General features: G+C 68.7%; 13 protein-coding genes. 7 read left to right on the forward strand and 6 right to left on the reverse strand.

The annotated features are described in order from the left end of the window. Positions 1-171: 171 nt before the first annotated feature. Positions 172-1,470, forward strand: coding sequence for a phosphopyruvate hydratase (gene eno / locus AC5JJ2_RS17475; RefSeq protein WP_495859302.1), 1,299 nt, complete (start codon positions 172-174; stop codon positions 1,468-1,470). A gap of 2 nt (positions 1,471-1,472) precedes the next feature. Beyond that, on the forward strand, positions 1,473-2,042 hold the full coding sequence (locus AC5JJ2_RS17480) for a hypothetical protein (RefSeq protein WP_495859303.1): 570 nt from the start codon (positions 1,473-1,475) through the stop codon (positions 2,040-2,042). A gap of 101 nt (positions 2,043-2,143) precedes the next feature. Here AC5JJ2_RS17480 and AC5JJ2_RS17485 read toward each other — a convergent pair whose 3' ends face one another. The 3 genes from AC5JJ2_RS17485 to AC5JJ2_RS17495 form a co-directional block, all read right to left on the reverse strand. Beyond that, entirely contained in the window at positions 2,144-4,738 is a 2,595-nt protein-coding gene (locus tag AC5JJ2_RS17485; protein WP_495859304.1) for a hypothetical protein, read from the reverse strand. A gap of 165 nt (positions 4,739-4,903) precedes the next feature. Next, positions 4,904-5,251, reverse strand: a complete 348-nt coding sequence (locus AC5JJ2_RS17490; protein WP_495859305.1) for a hypothetical protein — start codon at positions 5,249-5,251, stop codon at positions 4,904-4,906. A 20-nt stretch (positions 5,252-5,271) separates the two neighbouring features. Further along, a complete protein-coding gene (locus tag AC5JJ2_RS17495; RefSeq protein WP_495859306.1) occupies positions 5,272-6,675 on the reverse strand; it encodes a M20/M25/M40 family metallo-hydrolase in 1,404 nt (467 codons plus the stop codon). A gap of 90 nt (positions 6,676-6,765) precedes the next feature. On the opposite strand from AC5JJ2_RS17495, the gene AC5JJ2_RS17500 reads away from it, so the two are divergent. After that, positions 6,766-7,287: a YybH family protein gene (locus tag AC5JJ2_RS17500; protein ID WP_495859307.1), complete on the forward strand. Its 522-nt coding sequence runs from the start codon at positions 6,766-6,768 to the stop codon at positions 7,285-7,287. A 10-nt stretch (positions 7,288-7,297) separates the two neighbouring features. On the opposite strand, the gene AC5JJ2_RS17505 is transcribed toward AC5JJ2_RS17500, so the two are convergent. Further along, positions 7,298-8,515: a DNA polymerase Y family protein gene (locus AC5JJ2_RS17505; protein ID WP_495859308.1), complete on the reverse strand. Its 1,218-nt coding sequence runs from the start codon at positions 8,513-8,515 to the stop codon at positions 7,298-7,300. A 161-nt stretch (positions 8,516-8,676) separates the two neighbouring features. Here AC5JJ2_RS17505 and AC5JJ2_RS17510 point away from each other — a divergent pair, with 161 nt between their 5' ends. The 3 genes from AC5JJ2_RS17510 to AC5JJ2_RS17520 all read left to right on the forward strand — a co-directional run bounded on the left by AC5JJ2_RS17510 (position 8,677) and on the right by AC5JJ2_RS17520 (position 10,921). Then, the gene (locus AC5JJ2_RS17510; protein ID WP_495859309.1) at positions 8,677-9,114 is read left to right on the forward strand and encodes a hypothetical protein; all 438 of its coding nucleotides are present in this window, start codon (positions 8,677-8,679) and stop codon (positions 9,112-9,114) included. A 241-nt stretch (positions 9,115-9,355) separates the two neighbouring features. Then, positions 9,356-9,538 carry a 30S ribosomal protein S21 gene (gene rpsU / locus AC5JJ2_RS17515; RefSeq protein ID WP_495859310.1) on the forward strand — a complete coding sequence of 61 codons (183 nt, stop codon included), beginning with the start codon at positions 9,356-9,358 and terminating at the stop codon, positions 9,536-9,538. A gap of 144 nt (positions 9,539-9,682) precedes the next feature. Continuing rightward, entirely contained in the window at positions 9,683-10,921 is a 1,239-nt protein-coding gene (locus AC5JJ2_RS17520; protein WP_495859311.1) for a PQQ-binding-like beta-propeller repeat protein, read from the forward strand. A gap of 1 nt (position 10,922) precedes the next feature. Here the strand turns inward: AC5JJ2_RS17520 and AC5JJ2_RS17525 are convergent, their stop codons facing one another. Next, entirely contained in the window at positions 10,923-13,508 is a 2,586-nt protein-coding gene (locus AC5JJ2_RS17525) for a PAS domain S-box protein (protein WP_495859312.1), read from the reverse strand. A gap of 266 nt (positions 13,509-13,774) precedes the next feature. Between AC5JJ2_RS17525 and AC5JJ2_RS17530 the strand changes: the two genes are divergently transcribed. Continuing rightward, the gene (locus tag AC5JJ2_RS17530; protein WP_495859313.1) at positions 13,775-16,075 is read left to right on the forward strand and encodes a WD40 repeat domain-containing protein; all 2,301 of its coding nucleotides are present in this window, start codon (positions 13,775-13,777) and stop codon (positions 16,073-16,075) included. A gap of 122 nt (positions 16,076-16,197) precedes the next feature. On the opposite strand, the gene AC5JJ2_RS17535 is transcribed toward AC5JJ2_RS17530, so the two are convergent. Continuing rightward, complete coding sequence (locus AC5JJ2_RS17535) at positions 16,198-17,628, reverse strand: hypothetical protein (RefSeq protein ID WP_495859314.1); 1,431 nt, start codon at positions 17,626-17,628, stop codon at positions 16,198-16,200. Positions 17,629-17,880 lie beyond the last annotated feature (252 nt).

A 17,880-nucleotide genomic window follows, 5' to 3' on the forward strand; every position in this document is an offset into this window, starting at 1 on the left:
CGGCCACCCCACCCGGCCCGGCCGGGGGGGGGGGTTTTTTCTGTGTGTTTTAAGGGGGGGGGGGGGTTATGGCACCGGCGCACGCCCCCCCCGACCCGTTTCCCTACTTCCCCTTTCGCCCCACAGCCATATCCCATCAACGATTTCTCCTCCCTTCACCGTGAGTGTGCGATGAGCGCGAAGATTGCCGCCGTGAAAGCCCGCGAAATCCTGGACAGCCGGGGCAACCCGACGGTCGAAGTGGACGTGATCCTCGAGTGCGGCACGCTCGGCCGGGCGGCCGTCCCCAGCGGCGCGAGCACCGGCGCGCACGAGGCCGTCGAACTCCGCGACGGGGACAAGAAGCGGTACCTCGGCAAAGGGACAACGAAGGCCGTCGAGAACGTCAACACCGCCATCGCCGCCGGGCTGAAGGGGATGGACCCGTTCGACCAGGTGGCCGTGGACAAGAAGATGCTCGCCCTGGACGGCACGCCGAACAAGGGCAAGCTCGGCGCGAACGCCATCCTCGGCGTGTCGATGGCGACGGCCCACGCGGCCGCGAAGGTGGCGAAGCTGCCGCTGTACCGGTACGTCGGCGGGGCGAACGCCGTTACGCTGCCGGTCCCGCTCATGAACGTGCTCAACGGCGGCAAGCACGCGGACAGCACCGTCGATTTCCAGGAGTTCATGATCGTGCCGGTGGGGGCGGAGACGTTCCGCGAGGCCCTGCGGATGGGGGCGGAATGCTTCCACTCGCTGAAGAAGGTGTTGCACGACAAGGGGCTGAACACGGCCGTCGGCGACGAGGGCGGGTTCGCCCCGAACGTCGCCAGCCCGGACGAGGCGCTGGCCACCATCTCGCAGGCCATCGAGAAGGCCGGGTACAAGCTCGGCGACCAAGTCGCGTTCGCCCTCGACCCGGCCTGCACGGAACTCTTCGAGGAGGCCAAGCACAAGGGCAAGGAAGGGTACTGCTTCTACAAGAGCGCCCCGGACAAGGTCATCAGCAGCGACGAGATGATCGACCTGTGGGCGACGCTGGCCGCGAAGTACCCGATCGTGTCGATCGAGGACGGCCTGAGCGAGGACGACTGGGCCGGGTGGAAGAAGCTCACCGCGAAGCTCGGCGGCAAGATGCAGCTCGTCGGCGACGACCTGTACGTGACGAACACGGAGCGACTGAAGCGGGGCATCGCGGAAAGCTGCGGGAACAGCATTCTCGTGAAGGTGAACCAGATCGGCACGCTGACCGAGACGCTGGAAGCCGTCGAGACGGCGAAGCGGAACAAGTTCACGGCGATCCTGTCACACCGCAGCGGCGAGACGGAGGACACGACCATCGCCGACCTCGCGGTGGCGACGAACTGCGGGCAGATCAAGACCGGGTCGGCCAGCCGGACGGACCGGATCGCGAAGTACAACCAACTCCTGCGGATCGAGGAGCAACTCGGCGCGGCGGCCGTGTACGGGGCCGAGCTGCGGAAGTAACGATGCCCACGTTCCTGAGCGACCCGTCGCTGGTGCTGTACGCCCTGCTCGGGGTCGCGTTCATCATTTCGTTGGCCGTCTGGTCCCGCCGCCGTGACCGCAAGAGCTTGCTCGCGGTCGGCGGGGCCGGCTTGTTGCTGCTCGGCCTGTTCCTCCTCGACCGCGCGTTCGAGAGTCCGCGGGAGGAGGCGAACCGCCGGATCGAGACGCTGGCGGCGGCGGCGACGGCCGTGAACCCGGACCTGTTCGTCGAGCAACTATCGCCGTCGTTCAAGCACAACGGCGCGGACCGCGAACGGGTGCGGACGGCCGGCTTCTGGAACCTGATCCGCCAGCACAACGCCCGCGTCGCGGTCTGGGGGTTTGGCAAGGGCGAGTTCGAGGAGATCGGCGACAACGAGATCGAGATCGGGTTCTACGTGAAGGGCGAGGCCGCGGGCTTTCAAGGGGCGCTAATTCGGCGGGCGAAGGCCCGCTTCGTCCGCGACCGGGACAGCGCGTGGCGGGCGAAGGGGATCAAGTTTTTCTCCGTCGAGGAGAACCGCGAGGAACCCGTGCCGGGGTTCCCGTGATAGTAGTAGGCACACTCCGTGTGCCGTCTCCTTCACGCCGCGGAGAACTAGTACGAAGTCGCTGCGACCGACGGCAGACGGCACACGGAGTGTGCCTACTACTATTTCGCCGGCAACCCCTGAATCCACTCCATCGACACTTGTAGCGCGCCGCCCAGGGTCGGTGTGAGCAGCCGCAGCACGCCCGCCGGCTGCACGCCCGCGTCTACCAAGCACGCGATCGTCCCGGCCACCACGCCCGTCGCCACGGCCGGTGATTGCAGCGCCCGCGCCTGCACGTCCGGCTTCACCCGTAGCAGCACGCCCGGCCCGGCCCCGGTCAGTCCGCCGCCGACGCCGACGGTCACGGCCGTCGTCGCGTCGCCGGGGATCGCTACGCCGCCCTCCCGCGGGGCGTAAGTGCTAAGCGCGAGCCGGCCCTTCGCAGCGTCCGTGAACGTGACGTAGACCCGCGGCCGTAGCTCGAACGCCGTCCGGGCCGTCGCCGCGAGCGTGTTCGTCGCCAGCTTGCCTTCGATCCGCAGGGCGTACCGCCCGGCCACCGGGATCGCGATTTCCAGTGTCTGCTCGTAGACGGCCGCCGAGAACGTCCGCTGAATCCGCGTCGCCGGGCCGGTCGTTTGGGCCACGACGACGAGATCATCGGTCGCCGCTGTTCCGCCGGTCGGGTCGAGTTGCCGGAGCACCTTCAGCGTGAACGGGAACGACGCCAGCCCGCTCAACTCCGTCTCCGGGTCGCGCGGCTCCCGCCACTGCACGCTGAGCCGGACCTTCGCCCCGGCCGGGAGCGTGTCCGTCGGCTTGCCGTCCGCGTCGAGGACGGTCAGGAAGTTCAGTTCCCGCGTCCAGGTGTTCGGGACCGGATTCGCCGCGGTGGGGGCGAACTCCATGACGCCGTTACCGTCCGCGTCCAGGAACGCGCCGGTCCAGACGCTCCCGGCCGACGTGCTGCCGGCCTGCACCCACACCGGAACCTGCGGCTGCTTCCGCGCCCGCAGGCCGCTCCGCGTCGGCAGCGGGGCGAGCCGGCTGTCGAGCAACTTGCTCACCTCGTTCAGCCCGTCGTAGGCGTAGCCGTCCTCCCACACCAGCGTGTTGACGATGACGTTCGCCCCGCGCAGGTCCGCGAGCTTCTGCCCCAGGATCGTGAGGCGGTCGTTCTTCTCCTTGAACTTCTGCTCGTCCGCCTGCAGCTTCTTGAACGCCTCGGCCGCGTTCTTCCGCCGCGTCGCGGGCTTCTCGTCGTCGCTCAGGTCGGCGAACGCCCGGCGGTACTCCTCCTCGACGAGTTCGCGGCGGATGTTCAGCCGGTCGGCCTCCGCGCCGAGTTCGTCGCCGCGGGTCTGTACGGCCACGGACGCGGACACGTCGCCGAGGACCGTCTTCGCGACCGTTAGCAGTTGGTGGACGGCGACCGGGTCGAGCCGGACGAGCGTGAGGGCCGCCTCCGGCGCGGCCGCGTGAACGGCGAGCGCCGTCTCCGTGCCGCGGCCGCCCTTGCCGGCCGGCGTCGGCTCGACGGTCGGCGACAGCTCGGCCGTCAGGTCGAGGAACTGCGTGCCCTTCGGCAGCTTCGCCGCGGCCTCGTTCAGGTTCGGGAAGTCGGTCGCGAGGACGACGACCCGCGACCCGGCCCCGCGGTACCCCTTCGCGTGCAGGGCCGTCACGTTGCCGTCCTTCAGAGCTTGTTGAACCGCGGCCGCGTCCTTCTCGACGCCGGGCTGTTCGGCTGCGGTCCGCGGCAGGCGGATCGTGACCACGCTCGGGATTTGCGCGAGCTTCACCAACTCCCCGGCGGCGGGGACCCGGATCACGACGAAGTTACCGTAAACGCCCTCCATCGCGGCGCTCGGCACGCGGAGGCGGAGCAGCTCGCGGAGCGCCCGCGCCCCTTCCGGTTGCTCGGCGTTCATCACGAGTTCGGCGCGGATCGGCTTCGCCGCCGTCGCGGGGTCCGCGAGGTAGCTCCGCAGGTCGAGCGAATACTTCGGCGACGCGATCGCCTCCGGAAGCGGTGCGGGCGGCGGGACGGCCGTGCCGAGGTCCACGTCCTTCAGCACTTCCACGAGGCGAATCGGCAGCAGGTCGCGGAGCGGCAGGTTCAACTGATCGCGGGGGATTTCGCTGAAGAACCACCCGGACGGCTGGTCCCGCAGGTCGCGGAGCAAGTCGGGGACCTTACCCGCCGGGAGGACGCCGCGGACGACGGTGTAGCCGAAGTGGTCGTACCCCGCGAATTCGACGAACCCGAGGCGGCCGAGTTGCGCGACGACCTGGCCGTGGAACGTCCGCTGCTCCGCGAGGTCAAGGCCCGGCGTGATGCGGATGCGAATGTGCGTCGGCTTCTTCGCGTCGTCGGGCAGCGGCGTCTCGGCATCGCGGAGGAGGACCGTCTTGACCGCCGGGATGTCGAGCAGCTTCGCCGCGTCCTTCGCCGGGATGGTGCCGGCCAGCCGCTCGGCGGTCGGGTCGAACCGGTCGAGGTCGTCGTCCTCGCGCGGGTCGGCGACGAACCCGATCTTGCCGAGGGCGGCGGTCAGGTCGCGGTAGTCGCGGACCCGCTGGTTCTGCTCGGCCGCGATGCGGTACCGCAGATCGACGTGGTACTTCGCGGGCGGCGTCGGGTACTTCACCTGGGCGGCCGTCGGCACGGCCGTCAGGAGCAGCAGAATCAGCACGGAGGAACGAACCCGCATGGCGGCCTCGCGGCGAGGGACGGAACAGCTCATCTATCAGTATGCCCGCTGCCGCCGGATCGGGGAAGCGGCCGCGGGCGGACGGGAAGAGAAATGCGCCCGGCGGAACGTGCGGTGCGGGTTGTGACGAGAAAGCGAGCTACTACTGGAAGCTCGAAACTCTGTTCAGTCGATGCGGCGAAGTCGCCAGGAGAACAGTGCGGCCAACGCCAACAGGCACGCAAGAAGTAAGCCTGGTAAGAAGACGAACCACCGCGCTGCTCGTCGGTCTACGCCTAGCAGCGAGAGATAACCTTCGATAACAGGACCGAGGCAAAAGCAGACGTTAGCCAAAACAGCGGCTCGCAGCAGGAAGCCGTAAAACGCGGGATCAAACAGATCGGACCCGGCCAACAGTACCACGACAAAGCCGAGGACTGCGTTGTACGCGAGTCGCATCCGTTCCCACGCCAGGAAAACCGCGCGGGCTGAATCGGCCGTGGTCCGCAGGCCAGGGTCGGAGTCGTTGTCCATTTATGGGAACTCTGAACGAGTTACTTCACCTGCGTGTTCGTCAGCTTGCCGAGGTTGTCGAACAGCCGGACCAGGGACGCCATCAGCTTCTTGAAGTCCCCCTCGTGTAGGCTTTCGTTCGGCGCGTGGGCGTTGCTCGCCGGGTCCTCGATGCCCACCAGGAGCGCCGGCGCGCCGCCAAATAATTCCGCCAGCGGGCCGACGAACCCGATGCTGCCGCCGCACCCGATGCCGACCGGGTCGCGGTCGAACCCGACCCGCAGCGCGGCCAGCGCCGCCTCGAACGCCGGGCCGTTCGGGTCGGTCATCCACCAGTCGCACCCGGCCCCGTGCTGCGTCACCTTCACCTCGCAGCCGTAGGGCGGGTTCACGGTCAGGTACTTTTGCATCTGCGCTACCACGTCCGCCGGCTTCTGGTCCGGCACGATCCGGCAACTCACGATCGCGCTCGCCTTCGGCAGCACCTGGTTGGACGCCCCCTTGATGCTGCTCGCCTCCTGCGCGATGACGGTCGCGGACGGCCGCCGCCACGTCTGCTCGTACACGCCGAGGCCGGCCTCCATCGCGAACTGGCAGCCGGGCAGGACGCCGAGTTCCTTGCGGAACTTCGCGTCGTCCCACGGCAGCTTGCGGAACGCCGCCTTCTCCGGGCCGGTCAGCGGCCGGACGCTGTCATACAGGCCGGGGACCGGCAGCGGCTGGTTCGGGGCGAACAGCTTCGCTAGCACGACGTTCAGCGCCAGCGCCGCGTCCGGCACGGCCCCGCCGGCCATCCCGCTGTGGACCGGGATTTGCGCCGTCGTCACTTCCACGAGCAGCGCCACGATCCCCCGCAAGGAATACGTGATGCACGGCAGCCCGACCTCGATGTTCTCCGTGTCGCACACGACGATCACGTCGGACTGGAGCTTCTTCTTGTGAACGTCGAAGAACTTCATGAGGTTCTTCGACCCGACCTCCTCCTCGCCTTCGACGACCATCTTCACGTTGACGGGCAGCTGGTTGCCGGTCTTGCGGTACGCGGCGATGGCCCCGAGGAACGCGGAGATGGCCCCCTTGTCGTCGGCCGCGCCGCGGGCGAACAGGCGGCCGTCCCGCCGGGTCAGCTTCCACGGGTCGGACCGCCACTGCTCGATGAAGTTCACCGGCTGCACGTCGTGGTGCGCGTACAGGAAGACGGTCGGCTTCGTCGGCCCGGCGTCGAGCCACTCGCCGTAGGCGTAGGGCAGCGAGTTGCCGACCTTCAGCACCTCGACGTTCAATAGGCCGGCCTCGCGCATCTGGTCGCACGTCAGGGCGGCGGTGCGTTCAATCTCGGTCTGGTGTTCGCCGTCCGTCGAGATGCTTTGCACGGCCACCAGGTCGGCGAGGCCGCGGATGATGTCTTCGTGGTGCTTCTGGAGCCAGTCGAGCGCCGGTTGCATGCGAGTTCCTCCGTGGGGATGGTTGTACTTTACCGCGGGCCGGCGGCGGGGTAAACCGAGCCACAGGTCGGAAGGCGCGAATCCTCAAGAATGGGAATCGTCATGGCGTTCGGCTCCCCGGAAGCGGCCCCCCAACGTGAGAAGTCCCGACTCGGCTGCCTCGCGTTTGTTGCCCTCTTGACCGGGGCGGCGGTCCTCGTCGGCCGGCACTACTGGGAGGGTCTTCAAAAAGGTGCCGCCAGATCGAACGCTTACGACGTACTCGCCGCCCAGCGAACGGCATGGAACGACGGCGATCTTGCCAAGTTCACGGCCACGTACCGCCTCCACGAAGACCTGACCTTTTTCAGCGAAGGGCGTGCCTACAAGGGGTGGGAACAGGTGAACGAGCGGTATCGGCTCATGTACGGCGGACGGCCGATGGGCGAGTTGGCTTACGACGACGTGACGATTGATGTGCTCAACAGCGATGCCGCCATGATCCGCGGCAAGTGGACGGTCAAGTCGGACGCCGGGACGCGGACGGGGCTGTTCACGATGCTGGTCCGCAGATTCCCGTTGGAGGACTGGAAGGTCGTCCACGATCACATGACCATCGGCGAGATGCGATAGCCCCGCGGCCTTAGATGCTCGCCGGGTCGAACTCCGGGATTTGCGTGAACGCGATCCGCGTCGGCGCGGTTTCTTCGCTTCCGCAGAGCGTGCCGAAGTGCAGCGTGTTCTTGCCGAACTGCCGGTTCACCTTGTCCATCGTGTGCGACACGGCCGTCAGGTCGTGATCCTGCCCGAACAACGAGGGCGTCGTCATCGCGGCCGGCGTCAGGTCGAACAGCACCATCGCCACCTGCTTCGGCTCGCCGGGCGACCGGCACTCCCAGAGCTTCTCGAACGCTTGCAACAGCGAGAGCGTGTCCTGCGTCCGCAGCACCTTGCAGCTCGCGTCGAACCGGTTCCCGTCGTCGTACCGGACGCTGACGCCGAGCGCCCCGCACCAGTAGTCGATCGTCCGCAGCCGGGCCGCCGCCTTATGGACGAGCTTCACCATCACGCCCCGCGCCCCGGTGTGGTTCCGTAGCGCCGGCGGCAGGACGTGCGAGTGACTCACCGTCCGCCGCACCGTCGGCTTCTCGTACACCTCGTCGCCGCGGAGGGCGTGATACCACCGCTCGCCGTGGATTTTGCTCCCCCAGATCAGCGACATCGTTTTCACGTCCAGGCCGCAGAGTTGCTCGGTGTTGATGATGCCGTACTTGCGGAACCGGGCCTCCATCCGCCGGGCGATGCCGCGGAACGCCGTCAGTTTCACCGGGTAGAGGCGCTGGGGCAGCTCCTCCTTCCGGATGATCGTCAGCCCGTCCGGCTTCTGCATGTTGGACGCGAGCTTCGCCAGTAGGTGGTTCGGCGCGACGCCGATGGAGCACTTGACGAACTCCCCGGCCGACCGCGCGATCTCGGCCTTGATCTGCTTCGCCAGCCGCTCGGCCGTGACCGGGTGGCACTCGCTCTTGAGCAGCGTGCAGACCATTTCGTCGATGGAAAGTACCTGGTCGATCGGCAAACACCGGGCGACGGCCTTCACGATCCGGTCGTGGACGGCGACGTACCGCTCGTGCCGGGCCAGGACGAGCTTCAACCGCGGGCAGAGTTGCAGCGCCTCCCAGACCGGCGTGCCGGTCTTGATGCCGGTCCGCTTCGCCTCGTAGCTGGCGGCGATGCAGCACGTACTCCGGGCCATCACCGGCACGACGGCGACCGGCCGGCCCCGCAGCTTCGGGTCGTCCTGCTGTTCCACGGACGCGAAGTAGGAGTTCATGTCCACGAGCAACCGGCGGAGCGTCACGGCAACCCCTCCCAGGCGAACGGCACGGCGTAAGCGTGCCGGTGTGGGTAGTGAACAAAGTGTCACATGACCGAGGTTTAACTGAACATGCGTTCTCATGCAAAGTCATTCGCGGGAAAATTTCCTGAATTCCCGAACTTCCGCCCGCCGATACCGGAGACGTGTCGCCGTCCAACCTGCGTACCCTGCCCCTCTTGATCGTTCTGGCCCTGGGCGGCTGCGGCCGCACCGAGAGCCGGGACGTGGCGACCGTCCGCGGCCGCGTGCTGTTCCAGGGCCGCCCGCTGGCCGGCGGCGTGATCGTGTTCGCCCCGCACCCGGACCGCGGGGCGGCCGGGAAGACGGCCACGGCCGACATCGACGCGAACGGCGAGTACAAGCTGCGGCTCGACGGCCAGCCGTACGTCCGCGGCGGGTGGTATCGCGTGGCCATCGCCGACCCGCCGGGGTGGACGATCCCGATCCCCGGCGAGACGCCGCGGCTGTCGGCCGTGTCGCCGTTCCCGGACGCGCTGCGGCGGCCGGACAAGTCCGGGCTGGAGCGGGAGGTCGTCGTCGGCCGCGAGAACGAGTTCGAGTTCCACATCGAGGTGCGGTAGCGCCCGACTTCCGAAGTCCGGCTTCGACTTCGGAAGTCGAGGGGAAGAAGGGCGTGTGACGACCCGCGAATGCCCCCGCGGGGGATCGACTTCCGAAGTCGAAGCCGGACTTCGGAAGTCGGCAAGAACGTCTGGCCTCGCCGGGATTTGTGCGGTATATGACCCCTTGCCCCGCGGCGGGCACACTCTCACCCAGGTTGCGGTCGCGGCCGCGGAAACCGGAGGATCAATGGGGTTGCGGATGCGGGTTCACGACTGGGAACCCATCGGGCAGGCGATGCGGCGGTTCAAGAAGCTGGTCGAGCGGAGCGGGATGCAAAAGGAGCTGCGGGCGCACGAGCACTACGAGAAGCCGTGCGAACTCCGCCGGCGGACCGCGCTGCGGAAGCAGAAGGTCGCCCGCAAGGGGCAAGAGGGGAACTAACCCTCCTCCACCGCGAATCAAAAAAACGTCGGCCCGACGACCCCCGCCAAGCGAGGTCGCCGGGCCGACGTTTTTCACCCGCCGGCGGAAATGCCGCCGCCCCCCGGCCTAAGGATGGTTCGCGATCCTCAACGGAGCACGACTGTGACCACCCGCCCGGCCGTCGGACTGCTACTCCTCCTGTCGCTCATGCCGCCCGCTTCCGCGGCCGACGCGCCGGCGTGGGGGCAGTACGGCGGCCCGACCCGCGACTTTGCGCTCGCCACCCCGTTGCCGGCGGCCGGGAAAGGCGTTCTCTGGAAACGCAAACTCGGGCCGGGCACGTCCGGCGTCGTGACCGACGGGAAGCAACTCTTCACGATGTACTCCGTGCCGGACCCGAAGACGCCGAACCGCGGGGAGGAGGTGGTCGTCGCCCTCGACGCGACGACCGGCGAGACGAAGTGGGAACACCGCTACCCGGTCGAGCGGCTGAAGGGGCAGGAGACGTTTTCCGGCGACCCGGTCCGGCCGCAGGCGACGCCGGCCGTCCTCGGCGACCGGGTTTGTGCCGTCGGGTACGCGGGCAAGGTAACGTGCCTGGCGGCCGCGACCGGCAAGGTGCTGTGGGAAGTCGATCTGGTCAAGGACTACGCCGCGAAGCCGGTACAGTTCGGGTTCTCGGCCAGCCCGCTCGTTTACGAGGAGGCGTTCATCCTCCACGTCGGCGGGCCGAAGGCGGCGCTTGTGGCCCTGCGGCCGGACGGGACGGTGAAGTGGAAGTCCGAGCCGGGCGAGCCGAGCTACGCGTCGCCGGTCGTGGCGCGGTTCGGCGGCGAGGACCAGATCGTGCAGGTGACGCAGAAGGCGGTCGTCGGCTTCCGGGCGAGCGACGGGGCGGTCCGGTGGTCGTACCCGATGGAGAACCCCGGGCTGACGAACGTGCCCACGCCGGTCCCGCTGCCGGACGGCCGGTTGCTCGTCTCCGGGCAGGGCATGGTCGGCACGCGGCTGCTGAAGATCGAGGGGCAGAAGGCGACGGAGGTGTGGAAGACGAAGGGGAAGTTCTTCTACTGCAACGCCCTCGCGGACGACAAGGCGGTCTACGGGGTGACGGATGCCGCGCTCGTGGCGGTGTCCCTCGCGGACGGCCGGGAACTCTGGCGGGAGGCGGGGCAGAAGGACGCGAACCTGGTCCGGGTCGGCGACGAGGCCCTCGTCCTCCGCGGCGACGGGTTGCTGACGCGGGGCAAACTCGCCCCGGCCGGGCTGGAGAGGGCGGCCGAGGTCCGGTTACTCAAGGGCCGGTGCTGGACGCCGCCGACGGTCCTCGGCGGCGCGATCGTCGTCCGCGATCAGGCCGAGGTCGTCGCCGTGGACGGGGCCGCGTTCGCCAAGAAATGAATTACACCCGGACCGGCGTGCGGGTGGTGGCGGCCGCCGGGATCGTGTTGCTGCCGTGGTTCACCCGGTTGCGGCCGGCCTGCTTCGAGCGGTACAGCGCCTCGTCCGCCTCGCGGACCAGCGCGGCCGGGTCGGCCGTCGTCGGGGCGAGCGTGCTAACGCCGACGCTCACCGTCACCAGCCGCTGGTCCCACGCCACGGCCGCGACCGCCCGGCGGCACCGCTCGGCGAGAACCATCGCCCCGGCGAAGTCCGTGTCCGGCAGGATGATCGCGAACTCCTCCCCGCCGTACCGGGCGACCACGTCCGTCGTCCGGGCCGTCTCCTCCAGGCAGCGGGCGACCTGCCTCAGCACCGCGTCCCCGGCCGGGTGGCCGAACGTGTCGTTGAACGCCTTGAAGTGGTCCACGTCCATGAGCACGACGGACAGCGGGTGGCCGTACCGGACCGACCGGTCGAACGCCTCCGTCAGCCGCTCGTTGAACGCCGCCCGGTTCTTCACCCGCGTCAGCCCGTCCGTCACGGCCAGCTCCCGGAGCTTCGCGTTCGTCCGCTCCAGTTCCACCTGGTAGTCGAACAGTTGGTCCTCGTACCGCCGCTGCTCGGTCATGTCCCGGAGGACGACGGCCAGCAGGTTCTGCCCGCGGCTGGGGACGTGGCTGACGCTCACGTCCACGTCCGCGACCGACCCGTCCTTCCGCCGGCACTGGCGGCGGCCGAGCTTGTACTGCCCGTGCTTCAGGACCAGCTCGATCTCCGCGTCCAGCGACCGGCGGTCGAGCAGGACGAAGTCGTACAGCTGCTTCTCGGCGAGTTCGGCGAACGTGAACCCGAGCATGGCCAGGAACGTGGAGTTCGCCTGGACGACGTGCTTGGTGGCCAGGTCGAGCAGGAACACGCCCTCGGCCAGCCGCTCGATGACGCCGCGGAACTTCTCCTCGCTGGCCCGGATCACGTCCTCCGCGTGCTTCAGGTCGGTCATGTCCCGGACGACCAGGCAGAGCACGGCCCGGCCCTCGAGCGCCAGCAGGCTGCCGCTGACCGACACGTCGAGCGTCAGCCCGGACCGGTGGCGGTACTTGCGGAACCCGAGCGCCGCCTGCCCGCGGCCGGCGATCACCGCCATCTTCTCGTCGATGTCCGCCCGGTCGTGGGCGACGAAGTCGTACTGCGTCAGGGCCGCGACCTCGGCCTCGGCGTACCCGATCAGGTCGCGGAACGCCTGGTTCGTGCGGAGCACCCGGCGGGTGTCGCGGTCGAGCAGGACGACGCCCTCGGCCAGCCCGTCCACGACGCCGCGGAACCGCTGCTCGCTCTCCCGCAGGGCCTGGGCGGCCAGTTCCGCGGCCGTCACGTCCACGGCCATCCCGGCCAACACCCGGTTGCCGTGCGCGTCGGTGAACGGGAACTTGTACGAGTCCCACCGGGACGACGCGCCGTCCGGCGTCGGGACGGTTTCCACCAGCTTGACCGTCCGCCCGGTCGTCAGCACCTCCACGTCGATGGCGCGGAGCGGGCCGGCGATCTCCGGGGCCCACAGGTCGGCGTCCGTCTTGCCGAGCCAGCCGGCTTCCGGGATGCCGAACTTCTTGCAGACCGGGTCGTTGACGTACACGAACCGCCCGGCCTCGTCCTTCATGAACGCCATCGCCGGGCTGTTGTCCATGAACGCCCGGAACCGCGTCTCGCTGTCCCGGAGCGCCTGCTCGGCCCGTTGCCGCTCGGTCAGGTCGTGCCAGACGACGAGCAGCACCGACCGGCCGTGCAGCTCGACCGGCGTGAGCGTGACCTCGCAGGGGAACTCCTCGCCGTCCATCCGCCGGTGCAGCCAGTCGAACCGGTGCGACCCGAGGTGGCGGGCGGTGGCGTCCATCTCGACGCACTTCTCCAGCGACCGCCGGCCGTCCGGCTGAACCTCCGGCGACAGCACGGCCGGGTGCAGGGCGAGGACCTCCGCCTTGTCCTTGCACCGGAGCATCTTCACCGCCGCGTGGTTGCAGTCGATGATGCCGTCCGCCTCGTGGAAGATCAGGTGCGCGTCGGACGACTGCTCGAACAGGACGCGGAACGTCTCCTGCGTCCGCGTCAGTTCGTCGAACTGCCGCCGCGTTTCGAGCAGCCGGACGACCTGCCGGGAGAGGGCGGCGAGCGCCTCCCGCTGTTCGGGGGAGAGTTGCCGGGGCGTGCGGTCGATGACGCAGAGCGTGCCGAGGTTGAGGCCCCGCGAGTCGGTCAGCGGCGCGCCGGCGTAGAACCGAATCTTCGGCCCGCCGGTCACGAGCGGGTTCGCGGCGAACCGCGCGTCCTCCGCGGCGTTCGGGACGTGGAGCACGTCGCCGCCGAGGATGGCGTGGGCGCAGAACGCCACGTCCCGCGGGGTCTCGGCCGCGTCGAGGCCGACGCTGGATTTGAACCACTGCCGGTCGCGGTCCACGAGGCTGACGACCGCGATCGGCGTGCCGCAAATCCAGGACGCCAGCCGGGTGATGTCGTCATAGGCCGCTTCGGGCAGGGTGTCGAGGACGTTGAGGTCGTGGAGGGCGGCCAGGCGGGCCGCCTCGTTCCCCGGTAGGGGGGCAATCATCATGGGTAGACTCTGCGATCCAAGCCGCTCGACCGCTCGCCCCGTCGGGTCAGGCATTCCGACACGAAGCGAATGGTGATTCGGTCGGTTAACAATAGGTCACGGTAAACTCGCGGGAGAAAATCCGGAAGGTTTCCGAACCCGGCGACTGACGGCGTGGTGGAAAACTGCTCCGATGCGCGAACCGGTCGTTCGCGCCAGGCGGAAGTTAGCCGCAGGGTATTGATTCGTCCTGATACTTATTCACGGACCTGAGCGCGGGGATAGTCATGACCGGGAAGTACCTCTTCGGCCTCGCCCTCGTCCTGACCCTGTTCCCGACGGTCGCCGCCCAGGATCTGCCGAACCGGGCCGTCGCGCGGTTCGGCTCCCCTGCCCTGCGGCACGGCGAGCGGCCGTTGGCGCTCGCGCTCGACGCCGCGGGGAAGCGGCTCGTCTCCGGCGGGCCGGACGGGGCCGTGAAGTTGTGGGACACCGCCACCGGGAAGCTCCTCGGCAGCCACAAGGTCAAGGACGGGTTCGCCTCGTCCGTGACGGTCGCGGCCGACGGGTCGGTGATCGCGGCCGTGTTTGGCGATTCCCACGTCCACGTCATCGACGCGGCGACGATGAAGCGGGCGCGGACGATCGCCCTGCCGAACGCGACGACGGTCGTGCTGTCGGCCGACGGCAAGTTGCTCGCGGCCACGACGCCGCCCGGCCGGTTGCACGTCTTCGAGACGGTGAACGGGCTGGAGCGGTTGCAACCGCTGCCGGGCCGGGTGGCCGCGTTCACGCCGAACGGCGCGCGGCTGGCGCGGGCGGACACGGCGGAAAGCCTCCGCGTCACGGACGTGGTCAGCGGCGAATCGACGTTCGCCTGCACGCACCTGAGCGCCGACGGCGTGACCGGCCTGTCGTGGTCGGCGGACGGCGAGGCGCTCGTGTCGGCCGACGCCGGGCCGACGGGCCGTGTGCGGGTGTGGCGGCCGAACCGCGAGAAGCCGGTCGCCGAGTGGGTCGCCGACGGCGGCGTAGCGGTCTTTGCGAATGAACAGATCGTCGGGCTGAACGGGAAGCGGGTGGCGGTGTGGGACGCGGCCGGGAAGCCGGTGCGGGCGTTCGGGGCGAACGTTTCCGTCCTCGCCGTGTCTGGCGACGGCAAGGTTGCGGCGACGGCCGGCGGCGAGCCGCGGATTTCGATCTGGGACGTTGCGACCGGGAAACAGCGGTGGACGGAGCCGGACGACCTCGGCGTCATCCGCGACCTGGCGGCGTCGCGGACGGGCGAGGTGCTGGTCGCCGCCGAGCGCGGCGTCGCGGCGTGGACGCCGGGCGACCGGCCGACGGTGCGGGTGCAAACGCCGCCGAGTTCGCTCGCCGTCCTCGGCGGCTCGTGCTCGGCTTCCGTGGCCGACGGCAAGCTCGCGGTCCGCGAAGGGGCCGCGACGCGGACGTTCGACCTCGGTTCGGCGAACCCGTTGGCCGCGTGCCTGGCGGCGGCGGACGAATTCGTGTTCGTCAGCTTCGACGACAAGACGCTGAAGCAACTGGACGCGAAGACCAGCCGGGTGGTTCGTTCGTGGCAAACGCCCTCGACGGTCCCGGCGATGACCGCGACCCGCGACGGCCAGCTGCTCGTCGGCGTCGGCCGCGACGGGTTCGTTCGCGCCTGGCCGTTGACCGGCGGGCCGCCGCTCTGGTCGCTCCGCGTCGCCCGGAGTTTACGGCCGGCCGTGGCGGTGAGTTCCGACTCGAAGTTGGTCGCCGTCACGTCCGTGGTGCGGGTGGACGTGTTCGAGGCCGCGACCGGCCGGCGGCTGTTCCACGGCGACCGGACGTGGAACGACGGCCCGTTCCAGGCGGTCGCGTTCTCGCCGGACGGCCGGCTCGTCGCGGCCGGGATGCAGGGCAGTGCCGGCGGCGTGACCGTGTGGGAAACCGCCACCGGCTCGTTCGTCGCCCGGCTCGAGGGCGGCTGCGGGTCCGTCACGAAGCTGCTGTTCCTTCCCGACTACCGGCTCGTGTCCGCGTCCGTGGACGACAACCTGCTCGCGTGGGACCTGGCCCCGAAGCGAGCGGCCGCGTCGAAGGCGGAGTTGGATGCCGCGTGGGAGAAGCTTGCGGACCCGGCGGGCGAGGTCGGCTTCGCGAACGAGCGGCTGTTGGCCCACGGCGGCGAGAACGCCGTCGCCGTGATCGCGGCCGGTGTGCGGGGGATTCGCGAGACGCAGAAGAAGATGGACGCGCTCGTGAAGGACCTCGGCCATGCGGAGTTCGGCAAGCGGGACGCCGCGTACAAGGCCCTCCGCGACCTCGGCATGATCGCCGTGCCGACGGTCGCCGCCGCGATCGACGCGAGCGGCGACCCGGAGGTCGTGCAGCGGGCCGAGAAGCTGATGGCCGAGTTCGCGAAGAAGGGGTGGCAGTTGCCGCGGTACGGCCTATACGCCGACCGGCTGCGGGTGCATCGTGCGGTCTGGGCGCTGGAGCGGATCGGCACGCCGGCGGCGGTGAGGGTGCTCGACGAGATGGCCGGGCTTCCCGGCGGCGAGGGCGCAACCGCGGCGAAGGGGCGGCTCAAGAAATGACCCGACTTCCGAAGTCCGGCTTCGACTTCGGAAGTCGAGGGGCAGTGCAGCGATTTCCGACCCGTGCCGGCCCTGCGACGTTCGACTTCCGAAGTCGAAGCCGGACTTTGGAAGTCAGGCTCTCACTCCCCCACGATCCCGCGGTGAACGTCCGCCCGCTTCGCCTCGTAGGTCTCGTCGTAGCCGAGCACCAGCGGGTCCGGCTCCTCGCCGGCCGCGGCGCACGCCTGCGAGTAGACCGCCGGCCACCAGTTCTCGTGCTTCGTCAGCCCCTGGTCGCGAACCGTCGTCCAGTTGCTCAGAATGCGACTCCAGCACTCGTCGCCGTACTTCAGCGCCGCCTGCAACCCGCCGTACTCCGGGACGAGCCAGGTGCGCCCGATCTGGCTGTGCAGCACCTCGTCGGCCCAGTCGAAGTCCTGAATCGTCCGCATGATCGGCAGCCCGGACTCGGCGGCGACCTCGTACTCGTACCGCTTGCCGGTCTTCGGCATCAGCCCCTGTTCGATGAAGAACAGCACCGCGTGCCGCTCGGCGGGCGTGCATTCGGTGTTGAGCCGGTACGACCAGTTCCAGGTGACGCGGGCCGTCGTCCAGTCCACGCCGAGGGCGACGAACCCGACCTCGCCCATCATGGCGTGTCGGGCCTCGTCCCAGAGCTGCCGGGACATGTCGCGGTAGTACCCCCACGGCTTGCCCGGCGTCTGCGTGATGATCGACGCCATCATCTCCGGCACGTCGATCTCGCGGATGCGCTTGAAAAGCATCATGAGCGCCTTCGCCTTCGCCGGGTACCGCTCGCCGTACAGGAACGCCTCCGCGTTCACCCCCTGGTTCCAGTGGTCGGTGAACCGCTCGTCCCGCTTCGGGACGGAGTCGTAGACGAAGGGCTTGGCGGAGAATTTTGTTTCGTATAGTTCGTGCGATTCGACCGCGGTACCTGCGATTTCACCGGCTGCTTCGAGCATTCGATGAAGAGTATCATCCCATCCTTCTTTATTCTCTTTTGTCAGTAGACACTCAATCGAATCGGCACCACAATCGAGCATCTCCGATAGTTCCAATCTCGCAAACTTCAACACGCGACGGCTCGGAGCGTCTGTCAACGGATGTGTGTCGTTCATGTAGTCTTCGCAAGCATGATCGAGTGCAGGAATCGCGAACAAGTACACACCCCAAAGTAAATAATCCGTCGTCGGCGCGGCCAGAATCTCGTCGAAGAACGCCTCCAACGCCGGGTGCGGGACTTCGTCCAGCCCCAGCGGCGGCTCGCGCATCTCGGCCACCCGCGTTCGCAGCGCGGCGGCATGCTCGGCACACAGGTACGCGTGATGGCTGAACGCCGTCTTCAACTCGTAGATCGGCTCGGCCGTGATGCGGGCGGTCAGGATTTGGTGCAACCGCACGAATGCGTAGTGAATCCGCTTTAGCCGCCGGACGCACTCCTCGACGACCAGCCCCGGCTTGAGCGCGTCCTCGATCGAGCACAGCCCGGCGAGCGGCGGGATGCCCTTGTACGATTGGTAGTTTTCGAGCGGCTTCGGGGTTGACATGTGGCGGACCTCGCGAGCGGGGATAGACGGATTTTATAAAGTCTCAAACCGCGAATGGAAGAAGTCCGTGTTGACCGCGGCGTCGAGAGCGAAACACGAGGCCGCACCTGCCGAACCCCAGACTTCCGAAGTCCGGCTTCGACTTCGGAAGTCGATCCCGCCCAGGGGCATTCCTTCCGCCCGTCGGCGCTGGTCCCGCTCGACTTCCGAAGTCGAAGCCGGACTTCGGAAGTCTGGTTGCAGCCCCCCAAC

It is taken from the genome of Limnoglobus sp. (assembly GCF_059499385.1).